A 23,832-nucleotide genomic window follows, 5' to 3' on the forward strand; every position below is an offset into this window, starting at 1 on the left:
TCACGGGGCGCTGGCCGGATGGCCGGGGCCCCAGACTGCCAGAGCATCCCGCGACAGCCGCCGCGCCTGCACCCGGTCCAGCGAGAGCCGCGCGCGCTGAACATCCCCGCCGGTTTCGGCCAGCACCCGCCGCCAGACCCTAAGCGCCGACTGGGCCGACCACGGCAGCGCGGCCTCCCGCAGCCAGCCCCTCAACTCAGCGGGCAGGCGGTCGAACCCCTCCATCGGATCGCCAGGGCGGCGCCTGCGGCGCAGGCTGCTGTTGCCGCCATTGCGCCTCATGCCGCCTCCGCATCGCGCCAGACCGGGAAGGGATCGGGCAGCCCAGCCCAGTCCTCCGGTGCAAACACGTCTCCCCCCTCGACGAGACAGCCCTCCAGCGCCGCGATCAGCCCCTCGCGGTCCATGCCCGCCCCGATAAAGACCAGCTCCTGCCGGCGGTCTCCGAAGGGCTCCTGCCAGTGCTGGCGCAGGTAGGCCACCGCCTGCGGATGGTCGGGCCAGCGCTCCTGCGGCACCGTCGCCCACCAGCGCCCCATCGGGCGGACGCTGCTCAGCGCACCGGCCAGCGAGAACTCGGCCAGCCAATCCGGCCGGGTCGCGATCCAGAAGTGCCCCTTGGCCCGGATCACCCCCGGCAGGTCTCCGGTCAGCAGGGCGTGGATCTTCTCCGGCTGGAACGGGCGCCGCGCCCGGTAGACAAAGGACGAGACACCGTATTCCTCGGTCTCCGGCACATGGTCGGCAAAACCGTACAACTCCTTGGCCCAGAGCGGGTGCTCATGCGCTGTCTCGAAATCGAAGAGTCCGGTATCGAAGATGTCGTCGGGAGCGATCCTGCCAAAGTCGGTCTCGACGATACGCGCATCCGGGTTCAGCGCCGTGACGATCTTGCGCGCCGCGTCCACCCGCTCGGGGCCCGCCGCGCCGACCTTGTTCAGCACCACCACGTCCGAGAACTCGATCTGGTCCACCAGCAGGTCCACGAGGGTGCGCGCGTCCTGCTCGCCAAGGCTCTCGCCGCGATCGGCCAGAAAGTCGTGGCTCGAGTAGTCGGCGAGCAGGTTCACGGCGTCGACCACCGTGACCATCGTGTCCAGCCTCGCCACGTCCGACAAGCTCTGCCCCGACTCGTCGCGAAACTCGAATGTCGCCGCCACCGGCAAGGGTTCCGAGATCCCGGTGGATTCGATCAGCAGGTAGTCGAACCGCCCTTCCCCTGCGAGGCGGCGAACCTCGGTCAGCAGGTCATCGCGCAGGGTGCAACAGATGCACCCGTTGGTCATCTCGACCAGCTTTTCCTCGGTATGGCTCAGGTCCGCGCCGCCGTCCCGGACAAGGTCGGCATCGATGTTCACCTCGGACATGTCATTGACGATCACCGCCACCCGGCGGCCCTCGCGGTTATTCAGCACGGCGTTGAGCAGCGTGGTCTTACCGGCCCCGAGAAAGCCGGACAGGACGGTGACGGGCAGGCGGGAATCGGACATTGGGCATCTCTCGCATCAGTTATGTTATAACATAACAATCATACGAGACGGCATGACGCAAGGGCCCGGCGCCCGGGAACGCCCATCAAAACGAAAAACGGCGGAGGCTTGGCCCCCGCCGTTCGGAAATCAGCGATCGGAAGCGATCAGAGCGTCGCGTCCAGCGCCGCGACAATCGCGTCGCCCATTTCGCTGGTCGACACCGGGCTCACGCCCTCGGCGCCCAGCAGGTCGGCCGTGCGCAGACCGTCGGCCAGCACCTTCTCGACGGCCTTCTCGAGGCGGTCCGCCTCGTCGCCCTTGTCGAAGCTGTAACGCAGCGCCATCGCGAAGGAGAGGATGCAGGCAATCGGGTTCGCCTTGCCCTGACCCGCGATATCCGGAGCCGAACCGTGCACCGGCTCGTAGAGCGCCTTGGGACGACCGTTTTCCATCGGCGCACCCAGCGAGGCAGAGGGCAGCATCCCCAGCGAGCCAGTCAGCATCGCGGCGAGGTCCGACAGCAGGTCGCCGAACAGGTTGTCGGTGACGATCACGTCGAACTGCTTGGGCCAGCGGGTCAACTGCATCGCACCGGCGTCGGCGTACATGTGGCTCAGCTCGACATCGCTGTACTCGGCCTGGTGCACTTCGGTCACCACGTCGCGCCACAGGATGCCCGATTCCATCACGTTGGCCTTCTCCATCGAGCAGACCTTGTTGTTGCGCTTGCGGGCCAGTTCAAAGGCCGAGCGCGCCACGCGGGCGATCTCGCTCTCGGTGTAGCGCTGGGTGTTGATGCCCACGCGCTCGTTGCCTTCCTTGATGATCCCACGGGGCTCGCCAAAGTACACGCCCGAGGTCAGCTCGCGCACGATCATGATGTCCAGACCGGCCACCACGTCCTTCTTCAGCGAAGAGAAGTCCGACAGCGCGTCAAAGCACTGGGCCGGGCGCAGGTTGGCGTAGAGGTCCATTTCCTTGCGCAGGCGCAGCAGGCCACGCTCGGGCTTCACGCTGAAATCGAGGTTGTCGTACTTGGGGCCGCCCACGGCGCCCAGCAGGACGGCGTCGACTTCCTGAGCCTTGGCCATCGTGTCGTCGTGCAGCGGCGTGCCGTGCTTGTCGTAGGCGCAGCCGCCGACGAGGTCTTCGCTCACGTCGAAGACCAGCCCGCGCTTGTCACCGTACCAGCCGATGATCTTGCGGACCTCGGCCATGACCTCGGGGCCGATACCGTCGCCGGGAAGGATCAGAAGGGAAGGGTTGGACATGATGCAAGCGCTCCTCGAATGTTCCGCGCTGGCCTAGCGCGGAGTGGACGGAGGGTCAATGTGGATCGGCCAATCGCGCTGGGTACAAGGCCCGCAAGCCGCTGATCCGGCGCCCTTAACGGCCTCTCAGGCGGCCATGTCACGCCTGCGACGCCTTCAGCCCCGCCGCCAGAAGGTCCCACACCCGGCGCACCCTCGGGGTGGACCGCATTGCCTCGTGCGCGGCCAGCCAGACTTCCAGCCCCGGAATGGTGATCCCGAGGTCCAGCTCCTCCACCGTCGGATCGGCCCGGCCGACACTCGCCTGCCCGAACCCGATCCCGCAGCCCGCCCGCAGCAGCTCCCAGCAGGCCGCGTGGTTGTCGCAGCGCACGGCAAAGGCATCGTGCGCCACGGTCCAGCCCAGCGCCCGCATGGTCCGCACGATCAGGTCGCTGGTCTCGAAGCCGATCAGGTCATGCTTGAACAGGTCCTCGGGACTCGTCGGGCGCCCGGCCCTGTCGAGATAGCTCTTGGCGGCAAAGGTGCCCATCCCCACGTCCGTCACGTGCCGCGCGACGATGTCCAGCTGTTCAGGCCGGTACATCCGCACCGCAATGTCCGCCTCCCGGAACAGCAGGTTCTCGGCCCGGTCCGTCGGGATCAGCACCAGGTCGATCCCCGGTTCGGCGGCCCGGATCCCGGCAAGGATCGGCGGCAGCACGTAATGCGAGATGAACACGCTCGCGGTGATCCGGACCGTGCCGCCTGGCGCCTGCGAGCGCCCGGCGGCGGCAAGGTTCAGCCGCTGCATCGCGTCCCGCATCTCCTGCGCCATCGGCAACAGGTCCGCCCCCGCCTCAGACAGGGAAAGCCCCCGCGCGTGCCGGTCGAACAGGGCCGTCCCGAGGCTTTCCTCCAGCGTCCGGATCTGGCGGCCAAGGGTCGGCTGGCTCTGTCCCAGCAGCCGCGCCGCAGCAGAGAGCGAGCCGGTGTCGGCCACGGCCAGAAAGGCCTGAATCAGGGACCAGTCGGTTGAAGGGAGCGCGGCATCCATTCACGAATGAATACCACACCTCCGATTTCATGCAATTCTCTCGTTCGCCGTGAATGGATAGGTTCAGGTCATCCCAAGCAACCCAATGGAGGGCCAAGATGACCAGGACCGTTCTCATTCTCGGCGCGCGCGGCCGCTTTGGCCGCAATGCCTCTGACGCCTTTGCCGAGGCCGGCTGGACCGTGCGCCATTTCGACCGCAACTCCGGCGACCTCGCCCGCGCCGCCTGGGGCGCGGACGTCATCGTCAACGCGTGGAACCCCGCCTATACCGACTGGGCGCAGGACGTCCCCGAACTGACCCGCAAGGTGATCGAGGTCGCGGGCAAGACCGGCGCCACGGTCATCATCCCCGGCAACGTCTATGTCTTTGGCGCCGCCACGCCCGAACCCTGGAGCGAACGCTCGCGCCACGCCGCGGGGAACCTGCTGGGCCGGATCAGGGTCGAGATGGAAGCCGCCTATCGCGCCGCAGGGATCCGCACCATCGTCCTGCGCGCGGGCGATTTCATCGACACCCGGCCCTCGGGCAACTGGTTCGACATGATCATGACCAAGCCGCTTGCCAAGGGCCGGTTTACCTACCCCGGCAATCCCGACATCGCCCACGCCTGGGCCTACCTGCCCGACATGGCCCGCGCCACGGTCGCCCTGGCCGAAAAGCGCGAGGAACTCCCGGCCTTCGCCGACATCCCCTTCCCCGGCTACACGCTGACCGGCAATGATCTTGTCCGCACGCTGACCCGCATCACAGGGCGCGACATCCGGCTGCAACCCTTCCCCTACTGGCAGCTTCAGTTGGCCCGCCCGTTCTGGCGCATGGCGCCCCGGCTGCTCGAAATGCGCTACCTCTGGGAAACCCCGCACCGGCTGGACGGCACCCTGTTCCGCAAGCTCCTGCCCGAGTTCCGCGACACACCGCTGGAGGTCGCGCTGGCCTCGGGCATCGCCCACATCCCGGGCGCGTCAATCGGCGGCGACATCGACCCACACAAGGCGGTGGCGGCTCGCCACTAGGGCCGCCGCATGGCCCGCCTCGTCCGGGGCGGGCCAGACCACGCCCGCGCCCGCCACGCGCAATCCGGCAGAGGGCAGGACATAATCCACCCGCCTTGCCCCCACACCCTCCCAGACCACGGTATCCACACCCGCCAGCGGATCCTGTACCCTCTCGTCCGCCAGCAGCGCGCGGATCGCCTCGCGCCGGCCCTCCCCTCGGTCGGGGTCGAGGTTCGCATCACCCGCCAGCACGAAGGGCACCGAGACCGGGCCTCACAGCGTGCCGTTGAGGTAGCGGCCCCACAGCGCGATCTCGTCCGCATTGCGCAACCCGTTGCGGTCCTCCGGCCCGTCAAAGACCGGCGGAGCCGCATGAAAGGTCAGCACATCAAGGCGGGATCCATCCGGCAGCATCACCGGCACCACCCAATGCGCCGTGGACGACAAGCGCTGAACCTCCTGCGCCTCGGCCGAGGGGAATGGCATGCCATCCGCGTGCACCGGCAACCGCGCCCCCGGCTGCTCCGCCCAGAGTAGGGCGCTGAAATCGCGCACCTCCCCGATTGGCAACCGCGAGAGCACGGCGAGCCCGCCCTGCCCCGTGAACGCACCATAGCCCTGCGAATCCCCCGGCCCGCCCAGCCGCCCGTCGCCGTCGAGGTCCAGCCCGCTCGCCAGCCCCGCGTTGGGCTGCGCGGCGAACCTGTGCGGCAGCACCAGACCCCTCTCCGCAACAGCCTCCGCCAGCGCCGACAAGGCGACACCGTCAAGATCCCAGTCGATCCCCTGCAAGGCGATGACGTCGGGCCGGGCCAGCGCGATCACCTCGGCCACGGCAGCCGTCTGTGCGTCCCCCGCCCGGATGTCGCGCAGCATCAGCCCCGGCCCCTCGCGGCTCAGTTCGGCGTTGAATGTGGCAATGCGGACGGTCTGCGCCCCAAGGGGCGTGGATACGGTGACAAAGCTCAGAAGGGCGACGGCGGCGCGCCCGAACCTCATGCGGTCTGCGCCGCCTCTGCGTTGGCATAGACCCGGCGGCGCTTTTCCTCGATCAGCTCCGCGATGCGCGCCATCGCGACGCCCCGCATCACCATGCTGGCTGGCAGGAATGCCCAGGCGCTGATCGCCCAGATCAGGGTCTGCGGATCGTCGAGCTTGATCGGATTCACGTAATCCGCCGCCAGCTTGACCACCGCTGGCACGATAAAGGGCAGCAGGAAGCCCACGATGATGTTCACCTTGCCATCCCGCTGCATCCGCACCACCACGTCGCCGCCCGTGGTCGGGTCGAACAGCGGCAGGTTCACCCAGACGTTGAACGGCCCACGGTGGGTCGGCCAGCCCATGACCTTGAGCGAGAACAGGAAGGCGAGGATCGCCAGAAGCGCGATCACGTAGCTCACGCCCGCCGCGATACGCACGTTGTCGACCAGCTGGACCGAGGCATCCTCGGGCAGCATAAGAATCACCAGATGCACCGGGGAATAGGGGAAATCGGTGTAATAGCCGATCATCCCGCCCAGACCGGCGGCCAGCGTCGTCAGCGCCGAGGGCTCGTAACGGTGCAGCGCGATCAGCGACAGCACGAGAAACATCGAGAACAGCGCGACAAAGCGCAGGCGATTCAGCGGCGGCGCGTCGCGGAACTCGATGAAGCTCGGAAAGGCGGTGTTGTATTCGGCAAAGGTCAGGACAGCGGCGAGGATCGCCAGCAACGCAATCATTTCCGGGGACTCGGACGTATAGCTCGGCAGCAGCAACGAAGGCGTTGCCACCATCAGTGCCACCAAGATGCCGCGCATTGCTGCGCCCGTTACGCGTGCGAACACTGTCCGATCCCTTCAAACTGGACAGGCACGATGCTTTGCCGAAACCTTGTCCACTTTGAGTCCCACCTCTATTCGGGCGGCTTGCCTCATTTTGGCCTTATTTGTGCCGCAATTCAGCCAACCGCTCAAGCCGTCACCATTCGGGAAAATAGAATTGAGGCAACAACGTGGAAAAACTGGTGCGTCTTTGCATCAATATATTTTCAACCTAGAGGCGTTTGAAATTGGGGACAGCACAATTTATAGAAAAACATCGTTCCGCAATTAGAAACAATTCGCAGAGTATCGCGATCCCCCCGGACCAACGAAAAAGGCCCAGCGTTTCCGCCGGGCCCTTGTAGGCTTGGCTGACGGCCCACCCCGGGGCCGCCGCACTCAAACCCAGGGACGCGCCTGGCTGGCCTGCGCCTCGAAGGTGTCGATGGCCCCGGCCTTGGCCATGGTCAGGCCGATGTCGTCCAGACCTTCCATCAGGCAGTGCTTCTTGAAGGAATCGACCTCGAAGCTGAACACCTCGCCATCCGACGTGGTCACCGTCTGCGACTCGAGATCGACGGTCATGCGCGCGTTCGAGCCCCTCTCGGCGTCCTTCATCAGGACATCGACGGCCTCTTGCGGCAGCGCGATCGGCAGAATGCCGTTCTTGAAGCAGTTGTTGTAGAAGATGTCGGCGAACGACGGTGCGATCACGCAGCGGATGCCGAAATCCTTGATCGCCCACGGCGCGTGCTCACGCGACGAACCGCAGCCAAAGTTGTCGCCCGCGACGAGGATCTCGGTCTCGCGGTACTGCGGCTTGTTCAGCACGAAATCCGCGTTCTCGTTGCCCTCGCGGTCATAGCGCATCTCGTCGAAGAGGTTCACGCCAAGGCCCGAGCGTTTGATCGTCTTCAGGAACTGCTTGGGGATGATCATGTCGGTGTCGATGTTCACCAGCGGCATCGGCGCCGCGATCCCGGTCAGCTTGTCGAATTTGTCCATGTTAGGTCTCCTGTCGCCGGATCGGGCCGCCTGCCCGCCTCCGGCGCTTGAATGCCTGGGCCGCACCTTGGCGCGACCCCGTTAATCTCAGATCTTGCGAGCGAAGTAGCCCAGCGCGATCAGGCCCACGCCTTCCGCCAGCAACTGGATCCCCAGCAGCACCCCCAGAAGGGTCGTCGCCGCCGAGGCGAAGTCGGAAAACACGAAGGCGCCGATCAGCACCGAGGCAACGCCGGAAAGAAGAAGCAGCCAGAACAGCGGCGAACCGCGCAGCTGGAAGGCCAGCATGATCCGGACCAGGCCCATCACGAAGAACAGGGCCCCGACGATGATCGTCAGCGACACCATGCCCTTCAGCGGGTTGGCCAGAAGCCAGACGCCCGCGATGATGGTCAGCAGCGCCACAACGCCATTCCACATGCGATGTTGCGCTGTCTTGTCCTGGAACAGGGCCCAGGCCTGGATGATGCCCGCCACGAGGAAGAAGGCCCCGACCAGCGTTGTTACCGTGATCGACGCGGCGAAGGGATTCGCCAGCGCCAGGATGCCGCCCAGCAACAGCAGGGCGCCCATGACGATCATGAGGGTCGAGGCTTTCATCTACGTGTCTCCTTGCCGACTTTGCGCCAGCTTACATCAGCTCCCGCACGTCTGTCAGGTGCCCAGTGATCGCCGCTGCTGCCGCCATTGCGGGCGACATCAGGTGCGTCCGGCCCTTGTAGCCCTGACGACCCTCGAAGTTGCGGTTCGAGGTCGAGGCGCAGCGCTCGCCCGGGGCCAGCTGGTCCGGGTTCATCGCAAGGCACATCGAGCAACCGGCAAGACGCCATTCAAACCCGGCATCCTGGAAGATCTGGGCAAGCCCTTCCTCTTCCGCCTGGGCACGCACGAGGCCCGAGCCCGGCACCACCATGGCACGCAGACCGTCCTTGATCTTCTTGCCCTTCACCACGGCTGCGGCGGCGCGAAGGTCCTCGATCCGGCCATTGGTGCAGGACCCGATGAAGACGGTGTCGATCTTGATGTCCGACAGCTTCTGCCCGGCTTCCAGACCCATGTACTCGATCGAGCGCTTGGCCGCGTCGACCTTGCCGCCCTTGAAGTCGGTCGGGTTCGGCACCGTCGCGGTGATCGGCAGCACGTCCTCGGGGCTGGTGCCCCAGGTCACCACCGGCGCGATGTCTTCGCCCTTGATGGTGATCACCTTGTCCCAATGCGCGTCCTCGTCCGAGAACAGGGTCTTCCACCAGTCCATGGCGGCTTCCCACTGGGCGCCCTTCGGCGCGTGCGGGCGGCCCTTGCAGTACTCAAAGGTCTTCTCGTCCGGCGCGATCAGGCCGGCGCGCGCGCCACCTTCGATCGCCATGTTGCAGACGGTCATGCGGCCTTCCATCGAGAGGTCGCGGATCGCTTCGCCGCAATACTCGATGACATAGCCGGTGCCGCCGGCGGTACCGGTCACGCCGATGACGGAAAGCGTGATGTCCTTGGCGGTCACGCCCGGACGCAGCTTGCCGGTGATCTCCACCTTCATGTTCTTCGATTTCTTCTGGATCAGCGTCTGGGTGGCCAGCACGTGCTCGACCTCCGAGGTGCCGATGCCATGCGCCAGCGCGCCAAAGGCGCCGTGGGTCGCGGTGTGGCTGTCACCGCAGACCACGGTCATGCCCGGCAGGGTCCAGCCCTGTTCGGGACCGACGATGTGCACGATGCCCTGACGGATGTCGGACACCGGGTAGTAGTTCACGCCGAATTCCTTCGCATTCGCGTCCAGCGCCGCGACCTGGATACGGCTGTCCTCGGTCATGGTCGCCGCGTCGTCGCGGTCCAGCGTGGTCGGCACGTTGTGGTCCGGCACGGCGATGGTCTTCTCCGGCGCACGCACCTTGCGGCCGGACATGCGCAGACCTTCAAAGGCCTGCGGGCTGGTCACTTCGTGAACGAGGTGACGGTCGATATAAAGAAGGCAGGTGCCGTCTTCGTCTTGCTGGACGACATGCGCGTCCCAGATCTTGTCATAGAGCGTTTTGGGGGACATCGGTCCTCTCCCGTGATGATTAGCTACTGCGAATGGAAAGCGGGCGCACGTGGCTTATAGGCACGCAAGGACGGTCAGGGTCGCCCCGAAAAAGCGCCACGGCAGCCGTGCGCGATCATCCATGTCGAAAACGCGTGTCATAGGCGGGAGATACTACTTACCCATGAGTCCCGCAAGAGGCGGCGACCTTGGGTGCCTGGGGCACAGCGCCCGCCCCGCAGGGCGCCCGAGGTGATACGCAGCAGGACATACCGGGACTCATCCCCCCGCCCCCCGGTTGCCAGCCCCGGTGCCTTTCGGGCATCCTTGCTCGGGAAGGGAGCCCCATGAACGAGACCGAAGCGCTCACCACCCTCGCCGAGGCGGGCCAGTCGATCTGGGCCGACGTCCTGCGGTATCTCCACCTGGTGACCATTCCCGGGTGGCGGCAGTACCAGATCTTCATCATCCTCGGGCTGATCCCCCTCGCTTACCTCCTCCAGTTCATGCTGGCCTCGCGGCTCGACGCATGGGCACGGCGGCGCGAGGGCTGGCCCAAGTGGCGTCTGCGGCTGCTGATCCACGTCCGCAACCGTCTGGCCCTGTTCCTCTACGTCGCGATGATCTGGGCCGTGTACCTGCTGTTGCAACAGGTCACATGGCCCTCGCGCAGCCAGATGATCGGCGTGGTGGCGACGATGGTCAGCGTCTGGGCAGTGGTGGGGCTGCTGGCGCGGCTGATCTACAACCGCCTGCTGCGGCGCATCATCTCCTGGGCGCTCTGGATCTCGGGCACGCTCTACGCGCTGAACCTAGATGACGCCGCGAAAAAGATCCTCGCTGACATCTCGTTCAGCTTCGGCACCATGTCCTTCACCCTGCTGACACTGCTGCAGGCCGTGATCCTGATCGCACTGATGCTGGCCGTCGCGCGAATCGTGACACGGCGCGCGGGCCTGGGGCTGCAGCACAACGAGGACCTCTCCCCCTCCATGCGGGTGCTGGCCGCCAAGGGGGTGCAGCTCGTCGTCTATGGCATCGTCCTTATGGTGGGGATCCGCGCCCTCGGATTCGACCTCACCGGCCTCGCCGTGCTCTCGGGCGCCATCGGCATCGGCATCGGGTTCGGCCTGCAGAAGGTGGTCTCGAACCTGATCTCGGGCATCATCATCCTGCTCGACAAGTCGATCAAGCCGGGCGACGTGATCTCCATCGCCGACACCTTCGGCTGGATCGACAGCCTTGGCGCCCGCTATGTCTCGGTCGTCACCCGCGACGGCAAGGAATACCTCATCCCGAACGAGGACCTGATCACCAGCCAGGTGGTCAACTGGTCCCACACGAACAAGTTCGTCCGTCTCGACATCTTCTTCGGCACCTCCTACGGCGACGACCCGCACAAGGTGCGCAAGGTCGCGGTCGAAGCCTGCGAGGCGCTCGACCGGGTGCTGGTCACGCCCAACCGCCCCGTCTGCCATGTCACCGGCTTCGGCGACAGCAGCGTCGACTACATCCTGCGGTTCTGGATCAGCGACCCCTCGGGCGGGCTGACCAACATCAAGGGGCAGGTCTACCTGGCGCTCTGGGACGCCTTCAAGGAGAACGACATTTCCTTCCCCTTCCCCCAGCGCGAGATCAAACTGCTGGACGGCTCGGTGCTGGAAACGCGGCGCGGGCAATCGGAGAGTGGGGACGAAATGCCGTTGCCACCGGGCGTTTCGCTCGACCGGAGCGATCCCACCACCTGATCGCCGACCGCCCTCGCCGGGGCCAAGGCCCCCGCCCGCGCAAGTCGGCTTTGCCGACTCGTCACGCGGATGGTGCTTGCATCCGCCGCCGGATGTTGTCACAGGGCCCCCGAAGCGGCGATACGGCAGGCAGAACGTGGCGGCAAAGCACCGCCTGCGGTGCGCAGAACCGCGCGGTTCATTGAAATGTCACGCCCCGGTTGCTACATTTATACCATCCCCGGCGCCGGGGGCTTGCGGCGCGCCATCAGGAGGACGTACCTCTGACAACCCTCGCAGAAGCGGCAATGCCCGCTGATGACCCGGCCGGTTTCATACACGGCCACCCCCAGCCCACCAGCGAAGAGCTGCTGGAGCGCATCCTTTCCTCACTCGATGACGACAAGGCCGAAGACGTCGTGCAGATCGACCTGCGCGGCAAAACGGCCATCGGTGACTACATGGTCATCGCTTCGGGTCGGTCCACGCGTCAGGTCTCGGCAATGGCCGAGAAACTGGTCGACCGCCTCAAGCAGGACTATGGCCGGATCGCCCGCGTCGAGGGCAAGGAGACCGGAGACTGGGTCCTGATCGACACCGGCGACGTCGTCGTGCACATCTTCCGTCCGGAAGTCCGCGAGTTCTACCAACTCGAGAAGATGTGGATGCCCGGCAGCGCCGCAAACTGATCTGACCGGCCCGTCACGGACCTGAAGCCGGGGCCGCCCTGCGGCCCGCGACACCGGAATTCCGCATGCGCGTATCCATCTGCGCGGTTGGCCGTCTGCGCGCCGGCCCCGAACAGACTCTGATAGACGACTACCTCACCCGCTTCGACCGCACCGGCCGACCGCTTGCGCTCGGCCCGGCGCAGGTCAGCGAGGTAGAGGACAAGAAGGGCGGTGGCATGAGCGCCGAAGCCGACCTGCTGCGCCGCGCGATCCCCAAGGGCGCCCTGATCTGCACGCTCGACGAGCGGGGCAAGCTGCTTTCCTCTCCCGATTTTGCCGAACTGCTGTCCAAATGGCGCGACGAGGGGCGGCAGGACCTCGCCTTCGTCATCGGCGGCGCCGACGGCATCGACCCCACCCTCCGGGCCGAGGCGGATTACGCGATTTCACTGGGCAAGATGGTCTGGCCGCACATGCTGGTCCGGGTCATGCTCGCCGAACAGCTCTACCGCGCCTCCAACATCCTCGCCGGCGGCCCGTACCACCGCGCCTAGACCTGCCCCGCCGACACCATCGGCATCCAGTCTAGGCTCTGTTCCGTCCGTTTCGTCGTCGGATTGTACTCGGCACTGATCCAGCCGTCATAGCCGCTGTCTCGGATGGCCGCGAACAGCGCCGCGAAGTCGACCGTGCCTCGGCCCGGCTCGGTCCGGCCCGGCGCGTCGCCCAACTGGACATGCGTCACCAGCGGCCGGTGCTTCTCCCACACCGCCAGCGCATCGCCGTGGATCACCTCCGCATGATAGCTGTCGTACTGCAGCCCGAGGTTCGGCCGGTCGACCCGCGCGATGATCTCCGCTGCGAGATCGAAGTCCGACAACGCATAGCCCGGCTGGTCGCCCTGGTTCAGCGGCTCGATGGTGAACCGCTGATCCGGAAAGGCATCCGCCGCCCAGCGCAGGTTCGCGACAAAGGTGTCGGCGGCCTCCGGCGCGTCGGTATAGCCCGCCATGACGTGGATCTGCCCCGGCCTCAGCGCCTCGGCATAGCGCATGACGCGCCCGATATCGGTACGGAACCGCTCCTCGCCACCCGGCACGGCACCATAGCCCGGCACGCCCCCGGTGTAATTCGGCGGCGGCGCGTTCATCAGCACCAGCTCCTGACCGTTCGCGACCATCGCCCGCCACGTCTCCTTGGCCGGCAGGTCGTAGGGAAACAGGATCTCCACCGCGTCGAACCCGGCCTCCCGCGCCGCGGCGAACCTGTCGAGATAGGGCAGCTCGCGAAAGAGCAGCGAGATATTGGCGGCCAGTTTCAAGGGTCTCTCCGGTCCTGTGTCGGCACGACCCTAGGCCGGGGGCAAAGCAGCGGGCAACCTCAACCTTGCCCCGGAGCGCGGGCGTGTGCCCGATGAACCCACTCCTGCCGCCTCCCGCGGCGCGGTCCGGTTGCGCGGGACGGCGCACGCGCGGCGTGCTACAGCCGGTGGGGAATCACAGCACGCCCAGAGGCACTCCCTTGACCAAGCAATACCTTCTCCTGTTCGCCGCCATCGTTGCCGAGGTCATTGCCACGACATCACTGGCGCGCTCGGAGAGCCTCAGCCGGTTCTGGCCCACGGTCATCACCGTGGTGGGCTATGCCCTCGCCTTCTGGTTCCTGTCCTACCCGATCCGGGTAATGCCCACCGGAGTCGTCTATGCCATCTGGTCCGGCATGGGCATCGTGCTGATCAGTTCGGTGGCATGGCTCTGGTACGGGCAGACGCTCGACCTGCCCGCCCTGCTGGGCCTCGCCCTGATCCTCCTGGGCGTGATCATCGTGAATGTCTTTTCCAAGACCGTCGGGCACTAACCCCGCAGCTTGCTCGCCTCGCGCGCCAGCGTCTCGATCCGCGCCCAGTCGCCCGCCTCGGCGGCGTCCATCGGCGCCACCCAGCTGCCCCCGGCGCAGACCACGTTGGGCAGCGACAGGTAGTCCATCGCGTTCTTCATCGACACGCCCCCGGTCGGGCAGAAGCTGATCTGCGGCAGCGGCGCACCAATGGCCTTGAGCGCAGGCGCACCGCCCGAGGCTTCTGCGGGGAAGAACTTCATCATGTCATAGCCCCGCGCCAGCAGGCGCATCGCCTCGGTCGCGGTGGCCGCACCCGGCAGCAGCGGCAGGTCTTCCGCCTCACAGGCCGCCAGCAGCTCGTCCGTCGCCCCCGGCGAAACGCCAAAGGTCGCACCCGCCGCCTTGGCCGCCTTCACGTCCTCGGGCGTGACCAGCGTCCCCGCCCCGACGATGCCGCCCGGCACCTCGGCCATAGCCCGGATCACGTCGAGCGCGACCGGGGTCCGCAGGGTCACTTCCAGCGCGGGCAGACCGCCCGCGACAAGCGCCTCGGCCAGCGGCCGGGCATGGGCCACGTCCTTGATCACCAGCACCGGCACGATGGGCGCCGCCTCGCAAATTTCCCGTGTCAGGCGGCTCGCATCCTTGCCGTTCAGCATCCTCTATCCTCCGAAAACGGTCGCGCCGGTATCGGCGGACCCCACGTTGCGCCGGAACATCGCGAAAAGCTCGCGGCCCACCCCGGCCTCGTTCCCCGACAGGTCCGCCTTGGCCAGCGGCCGCTCCAGCACCCCCTCGGTGAGAATCTCGAGCGTTCCCGCCTCGGCATCCACGCGGACCATATCGCCGTCCTGCAGACGTGCAATCGGCCCGCCGTCCAGCGCCTCCGGGCAGACATGGATCGCCGCCGGAACCTTGCCCGAGGCACCCGACATCCGCCCGTCGGTCACCAGCGCCACCTTCTGCCCGCGTCCCTGCAGGACCGCCAGCGTCGGGGTCAGGCTGTGCAGCTCGGGCATCCCGTTCGCCTTCGGCCCCTGGAACCGCACCACCACCACCACGTCGCCGGTCAGCTCCCCGGCCTTGAACGCGGCCTTCACATCGTCCTGGTCGTGGAACACCCGCACCGGGGCCTCGACCACCCGGTGCTCCGGTGCCACGGCCGAGATCTTCATGACCGCCGTCCCCAGCGAACCCTTCAGCCGCTTGAGCCCGCCGGTCGGCTGGAACGGATCCGATGCCGGGCGCAGGATCTTGTCGTTCAGGCTCTCGCCCGCGCCCTTCTGCCATTCCAGGTGGCCGTCGATCAGCTTGGGTTCGGTGGTGTAATGCGCCAGCCCCTCGCCCGCGACGGTCTTGGTGTCGGGATGCAGCAGGCCCGCCTTCAGCAGCTCGCCGATCATGTAGCCAAGCCCCCCGGCGGCATGGAAATGGTTCACGTCCGCCAGCCCGTTCGGATAGACCCGCGCCATCAGCGGCGTGACGTCGGACAGCTCGGAAAAATCGTGCCAGTCTAGGACGATACCACCCGCCCGCGCCATCGCGACAAGGTGGATCAGCAGGTTCGTCGACCCGCCCGTCGCGTTCAGCCCGACGATCCCGTTCACAAAGGCCTTCTCGTCGAGGATATCGCAGGTCGGGGTATAGTCATTGCCCAGCGCCGAGAGCGACAGCGCCCGCCGCGCGCCCTCCTCGGTCAGCGCATCGCGCAGCGGCGTGTTCGGGTTCACGAAGGACGATCCCGGCAGGTGCAGCCCCATGAACTCCATCAACATCTGGTTGGTGTTCGCCGTCCCGTAGAAGGTGCAGGTGCCGGGGCCGTGATAGGCCGCCATCTCCGCCGCCATCAGCTCGTCGCGCCCGACCTCGCCAGCCGCGAACTTCTGGCGCACCTTGGCCTTCTCGTCGTTCGAGATCCCGCTGGTCATCGGACCGGCAGGCAGAAAGACGATGGGCAGGTGGCCAAAGGACTGCGCCGCGATGACCAGCCCCGGCACGATCTTGTCGCAGACCCCGAGGAAGACGGCGGCGTCGAAGGTGTTGTGCGACATGGCGATGCCCGCCGCCATCGCGATGGCATCGCGCGAGAACAGGCTCAGCTCCATCCCCGCCTCGCCCTGGGTAACGCCGTCGCACATGGCGGGCACCCCGCCCGCAACCTGCGCCGTGCCGCCCGCCCGCCGGGCCGCCGCGCGGATCAGTTCGGGATAGCGCTCGAACGGCTGATGCGCCGAGAGCATGTCGTTGTAGGCGGTGACGATCCCGAGGTTCCCCGCGCTCCCGCCGGCCAGCGCCTGCTGGTCCGGCCCGGCGGCGGCAAAGGCGTGGGCCTGCCCGGAACAGGAAAGGTGGGCGCGGGCCGGTCCCTTCGAGGCGGCCTCGCGCATACGGTCCAGATAGGGTTTGCGGGTCGCTTCGCTGCGTTCGATGATCCGATCCGTAACCCGGGCAATCGTGGCGTTCAGTGTCATGTCTCGGCTCCCTCTTCGGGTGGCGTGAATAGGTCTACAGGCATTCTCCCGCGAGTGCGTGCAGTGTGACAGGGCCGGGAAAAGTTAGCGCTAACATACAGCAAAACGCGCAGCATTCAACCGGGCTGCCACACAATGTCGCGGAGCTTGCCCCCTATCCCGCCGGCAGCTCGTCCGAGGGGATCACCGGGAAGAACGCACCCGAGGACCAAAGCCCGAACCAGCCCTCGTGATGGCTGCCGATATCCACCAGCCGGTAAAAGCTCTTGCGGTCGATCAGCGCTTCCAGTTCCGCCCGGACCAGCACGTAGGGCGAGGGCTCTCCGGTCTCCGGATCGCGCTCTACGCGGATCGGATGCTCGGGCCCGGCCACCGCCGAATCCCCGACATTGGTGGTAAAGGTCAGCACCTGCGATTCGCCCGTGCCCTCGACTTCGAAGTCCACGGCGACGAAAGGCGCGTCATCGACGGTGATCCCGACCTTTTCAACCGGGGTCACAAGGAAGTACTTGCCGTCTTCCTTCTTGAGAATGGTCGAGAAAAGCCGCACCAGCCCGGGCCGGCCGATGGGCGTGCCCAGATAGAACCACGTCCCGTCCCGCGCGATCCGCATGTCCAGATCGCCGCAGAACTCGGGATTCCACAGGTGGACCGGCGGCAAACCGCGCGTCTTGGCGGCGCGGATAGAGGCGGCGATGCCTTCGGCCGACGGGGTAACGGCATTTTGTCTGTTCATAGCTTTTGCCATTTCCTTTGGGCGCGATACACTCGCCTCAAAGCATATATGCCCGCCGAAAGGAAAGTCATGTCCGATATCGAGTCGCTGGTTCCCGAAATCGAGGCGCTGGAGGCCAAACTGGCCGAGGCAAAGGCCTCCATCACCCGCCGTTTCATCGGGCAGGAACGGGTTGTCGAACTGACCCTCACGGCCCTGCTGTGCGGTGGTCACGGGCTTCTGATCGGCCTTCCGGGCCTTGGCAAGACGCGGCTGGTCGAGACGCTGTCGACCGTCATGGGCCTGCACGGCAACCGTATCCAGTTCACCCCCGACCTGATGCCCGCCGACATCCTCGGCTCCGAGGTGCTCGACACCGCCGGCGACGGCTCGCGGCACTTCCGGTTCGTCCCCGGTCCGATCTTCTGCGAGCTGCTGATGGCCGACGAGATCAACCGCGCCTCGCCCCGGACCCAGTCCGCCCTGCTGCAAGCCATGCAGGAAAAGGTGGTGACCGTCGCGGGGGAAAACCGTTCGCTGGGCCAGCCCTTCCACGTCCTCGCCACCCAGAACCCGATCGAGCAGGAGGGCACCTATCCGCTGCCCGAAGCGCAACTCGACCGTTTCCTCGTGCAGATCGACGTCGCCTACCCCGACCGCGAGACCGAGCGTGACATCCTGCTGGCGACCACCGGCGCCGAAGAGGCGGAGGCCACCCAGGTCTTCACCAAGGAGGAACTGCTCAAGGCCCAGATCCTGCTGCGCCGGATGCCGGTCGGCGACTCTGTGGTCGAGATGATCCTCGACCTCGTGCGCGCCTTCCGTCCCGACGAGGACGGCGTGTCCGACCGGGTTCGCGACACCGTTGCATGGGGCCCCGGCCCCCGCGCTGCACAGGCCCTGATGATGACCGTGCGCGCCCGCGCCCTGCTGCAGGGCCGTCTCGCGCCCAGCGCCGAAGACGTCATCGACATGGCCCGCCCGGTGCTGAGCCACCGCATGGCGCTGAACTTCGCCGCCCGCGCGCGCGGCGACAGCCTTGCCGACCTGATCGATTCCACCGCTGCCGGGCTCTCGCGCCGCGAGGCGGCGGCGTGAACCCAGCCACCAGCCTCCGCGCAAGGTCCGAGGTCGAGGCAGGCCGCCTGCCTCCGCTCCTTGCCCGGGCAGACCAGCTGGCCGGAACGCTGCTGCTGGGGGACCACGGCCGCCGTCGCGCGGGCGTGGGCGATGACTTCTGGCAGTACCGCCCGGCCCAGCCCGGCGACAGCCGCCGCATGATCGACCACCGCCGCTCGGCCCGGGGCGACCAGCAGTTCGTGCGCGAGCGCGAATGGCAGATCGCGCAGTCCGTGATGCTCTGGGTCGACCAGGGCGCCTCGATGCGCTTCGCCTCCAACGACCGGCTGGAACCCAAGATCGACCGCGCGCGCCTGCTTGCGCTGGCCACCGCCGTTCTGCTGGTACGCGGGGGCGAGAGGGTCGGCCTGACCGGCACCGCCCTGCCGCCCCGCCGGGGCCGCCAGCAGGTGCTGCGCCTTGCCGAGAGTTTCGTGAAGAACGCCGACGACGACTACCAGCCGCCGGAACACCGCGCGATGATCCCCCGTGCCCGCGCGGTTTTCATCTCTGACTTCCTCGGCCACATGGACGAGGTGCGCCTCGCCCTGACCAAGGCCGCCGACCGGGGCGTGCGCGGCGTGCTGCTCCAGATCCTCGACCCCAGCGAAGAAGAATTTCCCTTCCGCGGCCGCACCATCTTCGAGTCGGTGGGCGGAACCCTCCGGCACGAGACGCTCAAGGCCAACGACCTGCGCGACCGCTACCTCGACCGGCTGGCCGGACGGAAACAGGAACTTCAGGAACTCTGCCACCTCACCGGCTGGCAGCTTGGCCTGCATCACACCGGCGACAGCGCGCAATCGGCGCTGCTCTGGCTGTGGCGCGCGCTGGACGGAGGCACCAGATGACGGTTCTCGCCGGAATCGGCTTCGCCTCGCCCTGGCTCCTGCTCGGCCTGCTGGCCCTGCCGGTGCTCTGGCTGATCCTGCGCGCGGTGCCCCCGGCGCCGATCCGCCGGATGTTTCCCGGCGTGGCGCTGCTGCTGGGCCTCAAGGACGATGAGAGCGTCACCGACCGCACGCCGTGGTGGCTGCTTCTGCTCCGCCTGCTGGCGGTGGCCGCGATCATCATCGGCCTCGCCGGTCCGGTGCTGAACCCGCAGCGCGCGCAGGACGGCTCCGGCCCGCTGCTGATCGTGCTCGACGCCACATGGGCCGGTGCGACCGGCTGGCGCGACCGGATCGACCTTGTCGATGCGCAGCTGACCGAGGCAGGCCGCTCCGGTCGCCCCGTCGCCATCCTCCGCCTCAGCGCACCCGAAGAGCCGGTGTTCCAGTCCGCCGAGACCTGGCGCAACCGGCTGGCCGGGCTGCTGCCGCAGCCCTGGACCCCGACCGAGGCGCAGGTCTCCCAGTCGCTCGCCTACATCGGCGCGCTGGAGGACCGCTTCGACACCCACTGGTTCTCGGACCAGCTCGACTACCCGGGCCGCAGCGACCTGACCGAGGCGATGCAGGCGCGCGGCGCGCTCAGCGTCTACCAGACCGGCCTGCCGGTGATCGGTCTTGCCCCGGCCCGGTTCGAGGACGGCGCCATCCAGTTGACCGCCCGGCGCTCCGCCGGGGGCGCGGCCCGCGACGTGACCATCCTCGCCGAAGGCCGCGACCCCGCCGGCGCGGCGCGGACCCTCGCCAGCGTCCCCGCCACCTTCGCCGCCGGTGAAACCACCGCGACCGCGGCCCTCACCCTGCCCTCCGAACTGCGCGCGCGCATCACCCGTTTCGACATTCAGGGCCAGCGCTCTGCCGGGGCGCTGACCCTCACCGACGACGGGCTGCGCCGCCGCGAGGTCGCGCTGATCGCGGGCCGCGACGACCGCGAGGGGCTGGAGCTGCTGTCGCCGCTCCACTTCCTGCGCCAGGCCCTGCTGCCCACCGCCGACCTGCTCGAAGGCGGGCTGATGGACATGCTCCCCGCCAACCCCGACGTGATCGTGCTGGCCGATGTCGCCACCCTCTCGGCGGCCGAGGAAACGGCGCTGACCGAATGGATCGAGGCGGGCGGCCTGCTGCTGCGCTTTGCCGGTCCGCGCCTCGCCGCCAGCAACGTCAGCCGCGACGACGAAGACCCGCTGATGCCCGTGCGCCTGCGCGCGGGCGGGCGCAGCGTCGGCGGCGCGATGAGCTGGGGCGAACCCAAGTCCCTCGCGCCCTTCCCCGAGGAGTCGCCCTTTCACGGCCTCCGCATCCCGCCCGACGTAAGCGTCAATTCTCAGGTCATGGCCCAGCCCGATCCGACGCTGGCCGACCGTGTGATCGCCTCGCTCAGCGATGGCACCCCGCTGGTGACCCGCAAGGAGCTGGGACAGGGGCAGGTCGTGCTGTTCCACGTCTCTGCCAACGCCGAGTGGTCCTCGCTGCCGCTCTCGGGCCTCTTCGTCGAGATGCTGGAACGGCTCGCCGTCTCGACCTCGGCGCACGCCCCCGACGCCGCCGACCTCGAAGGCACCACTTGGACCCCGGTTCAGGTGATGGACGGCTTCGGCATCCTCTCGGACGCCAGCACCCTCCCCGGCGTCGACGGGCCCGCCCTGGCCGAGGCGCAGGTCGGTCCCGACCTGCGTCCGGGCCTCTACCGCAGCGGCGACCGCCGTCTTGCCCGCAACGTGCTAACCTCCGAGACCGAGCTGCTGACCGCGCAATGGCCCGCCGACGTGCCGGTGCAGGGCCTCGCCGTGCAAGAGGAGCGCCCGCTCGGCGGGCTCCTCCTCAGCCTCTCGGTCCTGCTGCTGGCGCTCGATGTCATCGCCTCGCTCGCGCTCTCGGGCCGCCTTGGCGGCGGTGGCAGCCGCCGCGCCACGGCGGCTCTGCTGACCGGGCTGGCGCTGCTGCTGGTGCCCCAGCCGGGGCAGGCGCAGGACGACTCCGAGGCCTTCGCCATACAGGCGACCTCGGAACTTGCTCTCGCCCACGTCATCACCGGCAACACCCAGATCGACGACATCGCCCACGCGGGTCTGCGCGGCCTGTCCGACACCCTGTTCTTCCGCACCTCGGTCGAACCTGCCGAACCGATGGCGGTGAACCTCGAAACCGACGAGCTGGCCTTCTTTCCGCTCCTCTACTGGCCGGTCACGCCCGACCAGCCGACCCCCTCGTCCGAAGCCTATGCCAAGCTCAACGAGTACCTCCGCTCCGGCGGCATGATCGTCTTCGACACCCGCGATGCCGACGTCGCCCGCTTTGGCAATTCCAGCCCGAACGGGCGCAAGCTGCAGCAACTGGCGGCACCCCTCGACATACCGCCGCTGGAACCGCTGCCCGCCGACCACGTGCTGACCCGCACCTTCTACCTGCTGCAGGACTTCCCCGGCCGCTACAACAGCCGCGATGTCTGGGTCGAGGCCGCACCGCCCGGCGCCGAACAGATCGAGGGGATGCCCTTCCGCAACCTCAATGACGGGGTGACCCCGGTGGTAATCGGCGGCAACGACTGGGCCGCCGCCTGGGCCGTCGACGGACAGGGCCGCGAACTGCTGCCGATCGGCCGGGGCTTCTCGGGCGAACGCCAGCGCGAACTGGCGCTGCGGTTCGGCGTGAACCTCGTGATGCACGTGCTGACCGGCAACTACAAATCCGACCAGGTCCATGTACCTGCCCTACTCGACAGGCTTGGCCAATGACCGGTTCCCTGATCTTCGACCCCCTCGTGCCCTGGCCGATGGTCTGGGGCGTTGCAGCGCTCGGCCTTGCGGCCAGCCTGCTCGCCCTCTGGCGCGGGCTCTCGGGCTGGGCGCTGCGCGGCCTCGCCGCGCTGGTCGTGGTGGCCGCCCTCGCCGGGCCGGTCTACCAGGAGGAGGACCGCTCGCCCCTGTCCGACATCGTCCTGCTGCTCGACGACGAGAGCGCCAGCCAGCAGCTGTCGGACCGGCCCGACCAGACCGCCGACGCGGTCGAGGCCCTCGCTGCCCAGCTGGCCCAGCGCGACAATACCGAAGTGCGGCGCATCACCGTCCCGGACGGCGAAGGCGATGCCGGCACCGAGCTGATGACCACCCTAACCGAGGCGCTGGCCGAGGAACCGAACGCCCGCGTCGCCGGGATCATCGCGGTCACCGACGGGCGGGCCCATGACCTCGACCGCACGCCCAGGCTGCCTGCCCCGCTGCACGTCCTGCTGACCGGGCACGAGACCGACTGGGACCGCCGCCTGATCGTCGCCAACGCCCCGGCCTTCGCCATCATCGGGGAACCGGTGACCCTGACCCTGCGCATCGAAGACAGCGGCGACGCCCCCGGAGGCAGCCCCACCGCGCCCCTGCGCATCGCCATCGACGGCGGCGAGGCCCAGACCTACGACGTGCCCATCGGGCAGGACATCGACCTGCCGGTGACCCTGCCCCACGGCGGGCGCAACGTGCTGCAGTTCACCGTGCCCACCGCCGAGGGCGAGCTGACCGACCGCAACAACACCGCGCTGATCCAGATGAACGGCGTGCGTGACCGCCTGCGCGTGCTGCTGGTCTCGGGCGAACCCCACGCCGGCGGGCGCACATGGCGCAACCTGCTGAAATCCGACAGCTCGGTCGACCTTGTGCACTTCACCATCCTGCGCCCGCCCGAGAAGCAGGACGGCGTGCCGGTGGGCGAGCTCTCTCTGATCGCCTTTCCCACCCGCGAACTGTTCCTCGAAAAGATCGACGATTTCGACCTGATCATCTTCGACCGCTACAAGCGGCGCGGCATCCTGCCCGCCATCTACCTCGACAACGTGGCCAACTACGTCGAGAAGGGCGGCGCGGTGCTGGTCGCGGCGGGCCCAGATTTCGCCAGCGCCGACAGCATCTTCCGCTCGCCGCTGGGCCGCGTCCTGCCGGGCGTGCCCACCGCACGGGTGATCGAAGAGCGCTATCGCCCCACCGTCACCGACCTCGGTCACCGTCACCCCGTGACCAGCGATTTCCAGGGCCAGGACACCTGGGGCTCATGGCTGCGGCAGGTCGAGGTGGAGCCGCGCAGCGGCGACGTGGTCATGTCCGGGGTGGAGGACAAGCCGCTGCTGATCCTCGACCGCGTCGGCGAGGGGCGCGTGGCGCTGCTGGCCTCCGACCACGCCTGGCTGTGGAACCGCGGCTACGAGGGCGGCGGCCCACAGCTGGAACTGCTGCGCCGTCTCGCGCACTGGATGATGAAGGAACCCGAGCTGGAGGAAGAGGCGCTCTGGGCCGAGGAAGTCTCGGGCCAGACCATGCGGATCATCCGCCGCTCGCTGAACGAGGAGATCGGCCCGGTCACCGTGATCGGCCCCGACGGCAAGGAAGTGCAGCTTGACCTGCGCGAGGTCAGCCCGGGGCGCTTCGAGACCCTGTTCGAGGGCGACCAGATCGGGCTCTACCGGCTGAGCGAAGGCGACCAGAAGGCGGTGATCGGCCTTGGCCCCGCCGCCCCCCGCGAGTTCGAGCAGACCATCGCCACCGACAGCCTTCTGGCCCCGGCGGTCGAGAGCACGCGCGGCGGCATCTTCAGCGTGGATGACAGGATCCCGAGCATTCGCGACGTCCGCGAGGGCCGCCCCGCCGCCGGACGCGGCTGGATCGGCCTGACCCCGCGCGAGGCCTACGAAACCCGCGACGTCACCCAGATGGCGCTGCTGCCACCCTGGCTGGTGCTGCTGGTCGCGGCGCTGATGATCGTCGGCGGCTGGCTGCGGGAAGGCCGCCGCTGATCCCGGCCCGGGGTTGTCG

At 67.7% G+C, this 23,832-nt stretch carries 23 protein-coding genes; 9 read left to right on the top strand and 14 right to left on the bottom strand.

Going from position 1 to position 23,832, the window contains the following annotated elements; all coding sequences use genetic code 11:
• From DDT93_RS08035 to DDT93_RS08050, 4 genes are all read right to left on the bottom strand, one after another.
• Entirely contained in the window at positions 1-282 is a 282-nt protein-coding gene (locus tag DDT93_RS08035) for a DUF6525 family protein (protein ID WP_109465283.1), read from the bottom strand.
• Positions 279-1,490 (bottom strand): zinc metallochaperone GTPase ZigA, encoded by a 1,212-nt coding sequence (gene zigA / locus DDT93_RS08040; protein ID WP_109465284.1) that lies wholly within the window; start codon positions 1,488-1,490, stop codon positions 279-281. Before zigA ends, DDT93_RS08035 begins: the two co-directional genes overlap by 4 nt.
• Before the next feature lie 146 nt (positions 1,491-1,636).
• Positions 1,637-2,743, bottom strand: coding sequence for a 3-isopropylmalate dehydrogenase (gene leuB / locus DDT93_RS08045; RefSeq protein WP_109465285.1), 1,107 nt, complete (start codon positions 2,741-2,743; stop codon positions 1,637-1,639).
• A gap of 139 nt (positions 2,744-2,882) precedes the next feature.
• The gene (locus DDT93_RS08050; protein ID WP_109465286.1) at positions 2,883-3,779 is read right to left on the bottom strand and encodes a LysR family transcriptional regulator; all 897 of its coding nucleotides are present in this window, start codon (positions 3,777-3,779) and stop codon (positions 2,883-2,885) included.
• A 98-nt stretch (positions 3,780-3,877) separates the two neighbouring features.
• Here DDT93_RS08050 and DDT93_RS08055 point away from each other — a divergent pair, with 98 nt between their 5' ends.
• A complete protein-coding gene (locus DDT93_RS08055) occupies positions 3,878-4,795 on the top strand; it encodes a sugar nucleotide-binding protein (protein ID WP_109465287.1) in 918 nt (305 codons plus the stop codon).
• Here DDT93_RS08055 and DDT93_RS27110 read toward each other — a convergent pair.
• From DDT93_RS27110 to leuC, 6 genes are all read right to left on the bottom strand, one after another.
• Positions 4,745-5,038, bottom strand: a complete 294-nt coding sequence (locus tag DDT93_RS27110) for an endonuclease/exonuclease/phosphatase family protein (protein ID WP_332872686.1) — start codon at positions 5,036-5,038, stop codon at positions 4,745-4,747. The two genes, DDT93_RS08055 and DDT93_RS27110, sit on opposite strands and share 51 nt — an antisense overlap.
• A 12-nt stretch (positions 5,039-5,050) precedes the next feature.
• A complete protein-coding gene (locus DDT93_RS08060; RefSeq protein ID WP_332872687.1) occupies positions 5,051-5,776 on the bottom strand; it encodes an endonuclease/exonuclease/phosphatase family protein in 726 nt (241 codons plus the stop codon).
• A complete protein-coding gene (locus DDT93_RS08065) occupies positions 5,773-6,606 on the bottom strand; it encodes a hypothetical protein (RefSeq protein WP_109465288.1) in 834 nt (277 codons plus the stop codon). The genes DDT93_RS08060 and DDT93_RS08065 overlap by 4 nt, the downstream gene beginning before the upstream one ends.
• A 375-nt stretch (positions 6,607-6,981) precedes the next feature.
• Positions 6,982-7,587: a 3-isopropylmalate dehydratase small subunit gene (gene leuD / locus DDT93_RS08070; RefSeq protein WP_109465289.1), complete on the bottom strand. Its 606-nt coding sequence runs from the start codon at positions 7,585-7,587 to the stop codon at positions 6,982-6,984.
• Between the two features lie 87 nt (positions 7,588-7,674).
• On the bottom strand, positions 7,675-8,187 hold the full coding sequence (locus DDT93_RS08075; RefSeq protein WP_109465290.1) for an HdeD family acid-resistance protein: 513 nt from the start codon (positions 8,185-8,187) through the stop codon (positions 7,675-7,677).
• Positions 8,188-8,218: 31 nt separating this feature from the next.
• Positions 8,219-9,625, bottom strand: a complete 1,407-nt coding sequence (leuC, locus tag DDT93_RS08080) for a 3-isopropylmalate dehydratase large subunit (protein ID WP_109465291.1) — start codon at positions 9,623-9,625, stop codon at positions 8,219-8,221.
• 326 nt (positions 9,626-9,951) lie between these two features.
• Here leuC and DDT93_RS08090 point away from each other — a divergent pair, with 326 nt between their 5' ends.
• The 3 genes from DDT93_RS08090 to rlmH all read left to right on the top strand — a co-directional run bounded on the left by DDT93_RS08090 (position 9,952) and on the right by rlmH (position 12,556).
• Positions 9,952-11,352: a mechanosensitive ion channel family protein gene (locus tag DDT93_RS08090; protein WP_109465293.1), complete on the top strand. Its 1,401-nt coding sequence runs from the start codon at positions 9,952-9,954 to the stop codon at positions 11,350-11,352.
• Between the two features lie 287 nt (positions 11,353-11,639).
• Entirely contained in the window at positions 11,640-12,020 is a 381-nt protein-coding gene (gene rsfS / locus DDT93_RS08095) for a ribosome silencing factor (protein WP_109465294.1), read from the top strand.
• Between the two features lie 65 nt (positions 12,021-12,085).
• Positions 12,086-12,556: a 23S rRNA (pseudouridine(1915)-N(3))-methyltransferase RlmH gene (rlmH, locus tag DDT93_RS08100; protein WP_109465295.1), complete on the top strand. Its 471-nt coding sequence runs from the start codon at positions 12,086-12,088 to the stop codon at positions 12,554-12,556.
• On the opposite strand, the gene DDT93_RS08105 is transcribed toward rlmH, so the two are convergent.
• Entirely contained in the window at positions 12,553-13,323 is a 771-nt protein-coding gene (locus tag DDT93_RS08105; RefSeq protein WP_109465296.1) for a hydroxypyruvate isomerase family protein, read from the bottom strand. The two genes, rlmH and DDT93_RS08105, sit on opposite strands and share 4 nt — an antisense overlap.
• Before the next feature lie 200 nt (positions 13,324-13,523).
• Between DDT93_RS08105 and DDT93_RS08110 the strand changes: the two genes are divergently transcribed.
• The gene (locus DDT93_RS08110; protein WP_232825397.1) at positions 13,524-13,859 is read left to right on the top strand and encodes a DMT family transporter; all 336 of its coding nucleotides are present in this window, start codon (positions 13,524-13,526) and stop codon (positions 13,857-13,859) included.
• On the opposite strand, the gene DDT93_RS08115 is transcribed toward DDT93_RS08110, so the two are convergent.
• From DDT93_RS08115 to DDT93_RS08125, 3 genes are all read right to left on the bottom strand, one after another.
• Positions 13,856-14,500, bottom strand: coding sequence for a bifunctional 4-hydroxy-2-oxoglutarate aldolase/2-dehydro-3-deoxy-phosphogluconate aldolase (locus tag DDT93_RS08115; protein WP_109465298.1), 645 nt, complete (start codon positions 14,498-14,500; stop codon positions 13,856-13,858). The genes DDT93_RS08110 and DDT93_RS08115 overlap by 4 nt on opposite strands.
• A gap of 3 nt (positions 14,501-14,503) precedes the next feature.
• Positions 14,504-16,312 carry a phosphogluconate dehydratase gene (gene edd, locus DDT93_RS08120; RefSeq protein ID WP_109465299.1) on the bottom strand — a complete coding sequence of 603 codons (1,809 nt, stop codon included), beginning with the start codon at positions 16,310-16,312 and terminating at the stop codon, positions 14,504-14,506.
• A gap of 154 nt (positions 16,313-16,466) precedes the next feature.
• Positions 16,467-17,048 (bottom strand): DUF1285 domain-containing protein, encoded by a 582-nt coding sequence (locus tag DDT93_RS08125; RefSeq protein ID WP_109465300.1) that lies wholly within the window; start codon positions 17,046-17,048, stop codon positions 16,467-16,469.
• A gap of 69 nt (positions 17,049-17,117) precedes the next feature.
• Between DDT93_RS08125 and DDT93_RS08130 the strand changes: the two genes are divergently transcribed.
• From DDT93_RS08130 to DDT93_RS08145, 4 genes are read left to right on the top strand one after another with little or no spacing between them, the layout of a single operon-like run.
• Entirely contained in the window at positions 17,118-18,125 is a 1,008-nt protein-coding gene (locus DDT93_RS08130) for an AAA family ATPase (protein WP_109465301.1), read from the top strand.
• Complete coding sequence (locus DDT93_RS08135; protein WP_109465302.1) at positions 18,122-18,997, top strand: DUF58 domain-containing protein; 876 nt, start codon at positions 18,122-18,124, stop codon at positions 18,995-18,997. The genes DDT93_RS08130 and DDT93_RS08135 overlap by 4 nt, the downstream gene beginning before the upstream one ends.
• A complete protein-coding gene (locus DDT93_RS08140) occupies positions 18,994-21,771 on the top strand; it encodes a DUF4159 domain-containing protein (protein ID WP_109465303.1) in 2,778 nt (925 codons plus the stop codon). Before DDT93_RS08135 ends, DDT93_RS08140 begins: the two co-directional genes overlap by 4 nt.
• Positions 21,768-23,813: a hypothetical protein gene (locus DDT93_RS08145; RefSeq protein WP_109465304.1), complete on the top strand. Its 2,046-nt coding sequence runs from the start codon at positions 21,768-21,770 to the stop codon at positions 23,811-23,813. The genes DDT93_RS08140 and DDT93_RS08145 overlap by 4 nt, the downstream gene beginning before the upstream one ends.
• Positions 23,814-23,832 lie beyond the last annotated feature (19 nt).

It is taken from the genome of Albibacillus kandeliae, assembly GCF_003116585.1.
In the GTDB taxonomy this organism is placed as follows: domain Bacteria; phylum Pseudomonadota; class Alphaproteobacteria; order Rhodobacterales; family Rhodobacteraceae; genus Albibacillus; species Albibacillus kandeliae.

Bases quoted from the DNA above. Each gene is read 5' to 3' on its own strand.
- DDT93_RS08035 (WP_109465283.1), bottom strand. From the start codon at position 282: ATGAGGCGCAATGGCGGCAACAGCAGCCTGCGCCGCAGGCGCCGCCCT.
- zigA (WP_109465284.1), bottom strand. From the start codon at position 1,490: ATGTCCGATTCCCGCCTGCCCGTCACCGTCCTGTCCGGCTTTCTCGGG.
- leuB (WP_109465285.1), bottom strand. From the start codon at position 2,743: ATGTCCAACCCTTCCCTTCTGATCCTTCCCGGCGACGGTATCGGCCCC.
- DDT93_RS08050 (WP_109465286.1), bottom strand. From the start codon at position 3,779: ATGGATGCCGCGCTCCCTTCAACCGACTGGTCCCTGATTCAGGCCTTT.
- DDT93_RS08055 (WP_109465287.1), top strand. From the start codon at position 3,878: ATGACCAGGACCGTTCTCATTCTCGGCGCGCGCGGCCGCTTTGGCCGC.
- DDT93_RS08060 (WP_332872687.1), bottom strand. From the start codon at position 5,776: ATGAGGTTCGGGCGCGCCGCCGTCGCCCTTCTGAGCTTTGTCACCGTA.
- leuD (WP_109465289.1), bottom strand. From the start codon at position 7,587: ATGGACAAATTCGACAAGCTGACCGGGATCGCGGCGCCGATGCCGCTG.
- DDT93_RS08075 (WP_109465290.1), bottom strand. From the start codon at position 8,187: ATGAAAGCCTCGACCCTCATGATCGTCATGGGCGCCCTGCTGTTGCTG.
- leuC (WP_109465291.1), bottom strand. From the start codon at position 9,625: ATGTCCCCCAAAACGCTCTATGACAAGATCTGGGACGCGCATGTCGTC.
- DDT93_RS08090 (WP_109465293.1), top strand. From the start codon at position 9,952: ATGAACGAGACCGAAGCGCTCACCACCCTCGCCGAGGCGGGCCAGTCG.
- rsfS (WP_109465294.1), top strand. From the start codon at position 11,640: ATGCCCGCTGATGACCCGGCCGGTTTCATACACGGCCACCCCCAGCCC.
- rlmH (WP_109465295.1), top strand. From the start codon at position 12,086: ATGCGCGTATCCATCTGCGCGGTTGGCCGTCTGCGCGCCGGCCCCGAA.
- DDT93_RS08115 (WP_109465298.1), bottom strand. From the start codon at position 14,500: ATGCTGAACGGCAAGGATGCGAGCCGCCTGACACGGGAAATTTGCGAG.
- edd (WP_109465299.1), bottom strand. From the start codon at position 16,312: ATGACACTGAACGCCACGATTGCCCGGGTTACGGATCGGATCATCGAA.
- DDT93_RS08125 (WP_109465300.1), bottom strand. From the start codon at position 17,048: ATGAACAGACAAAATGCCGTTACCCCGTCGGCCGAAGGCATCGCCGCC.
- DDT93_RS08130 (WP_109465301.1), top strand. From the start codon at position 17,118: ATGTCCGATATCGAGTCGCTGGTTCCCGAAATCGAGGCGCTGGAGGCC.
- DDT93_RS08140 (WP_109465303.1), top strand. From the start codon at position 18,994: ATGACGGTTCTCGCCGGAATCGGCTTCGCCTCGCCCTGGCTCCTGCTC.
- DDT93_RS08145 (WP_109465304.1), top strand. From the start codon at position 21,768: ATGACCGGTTCCCTGATCTTCGACCCCCTCGTGCCCTGGCCGATGGTC.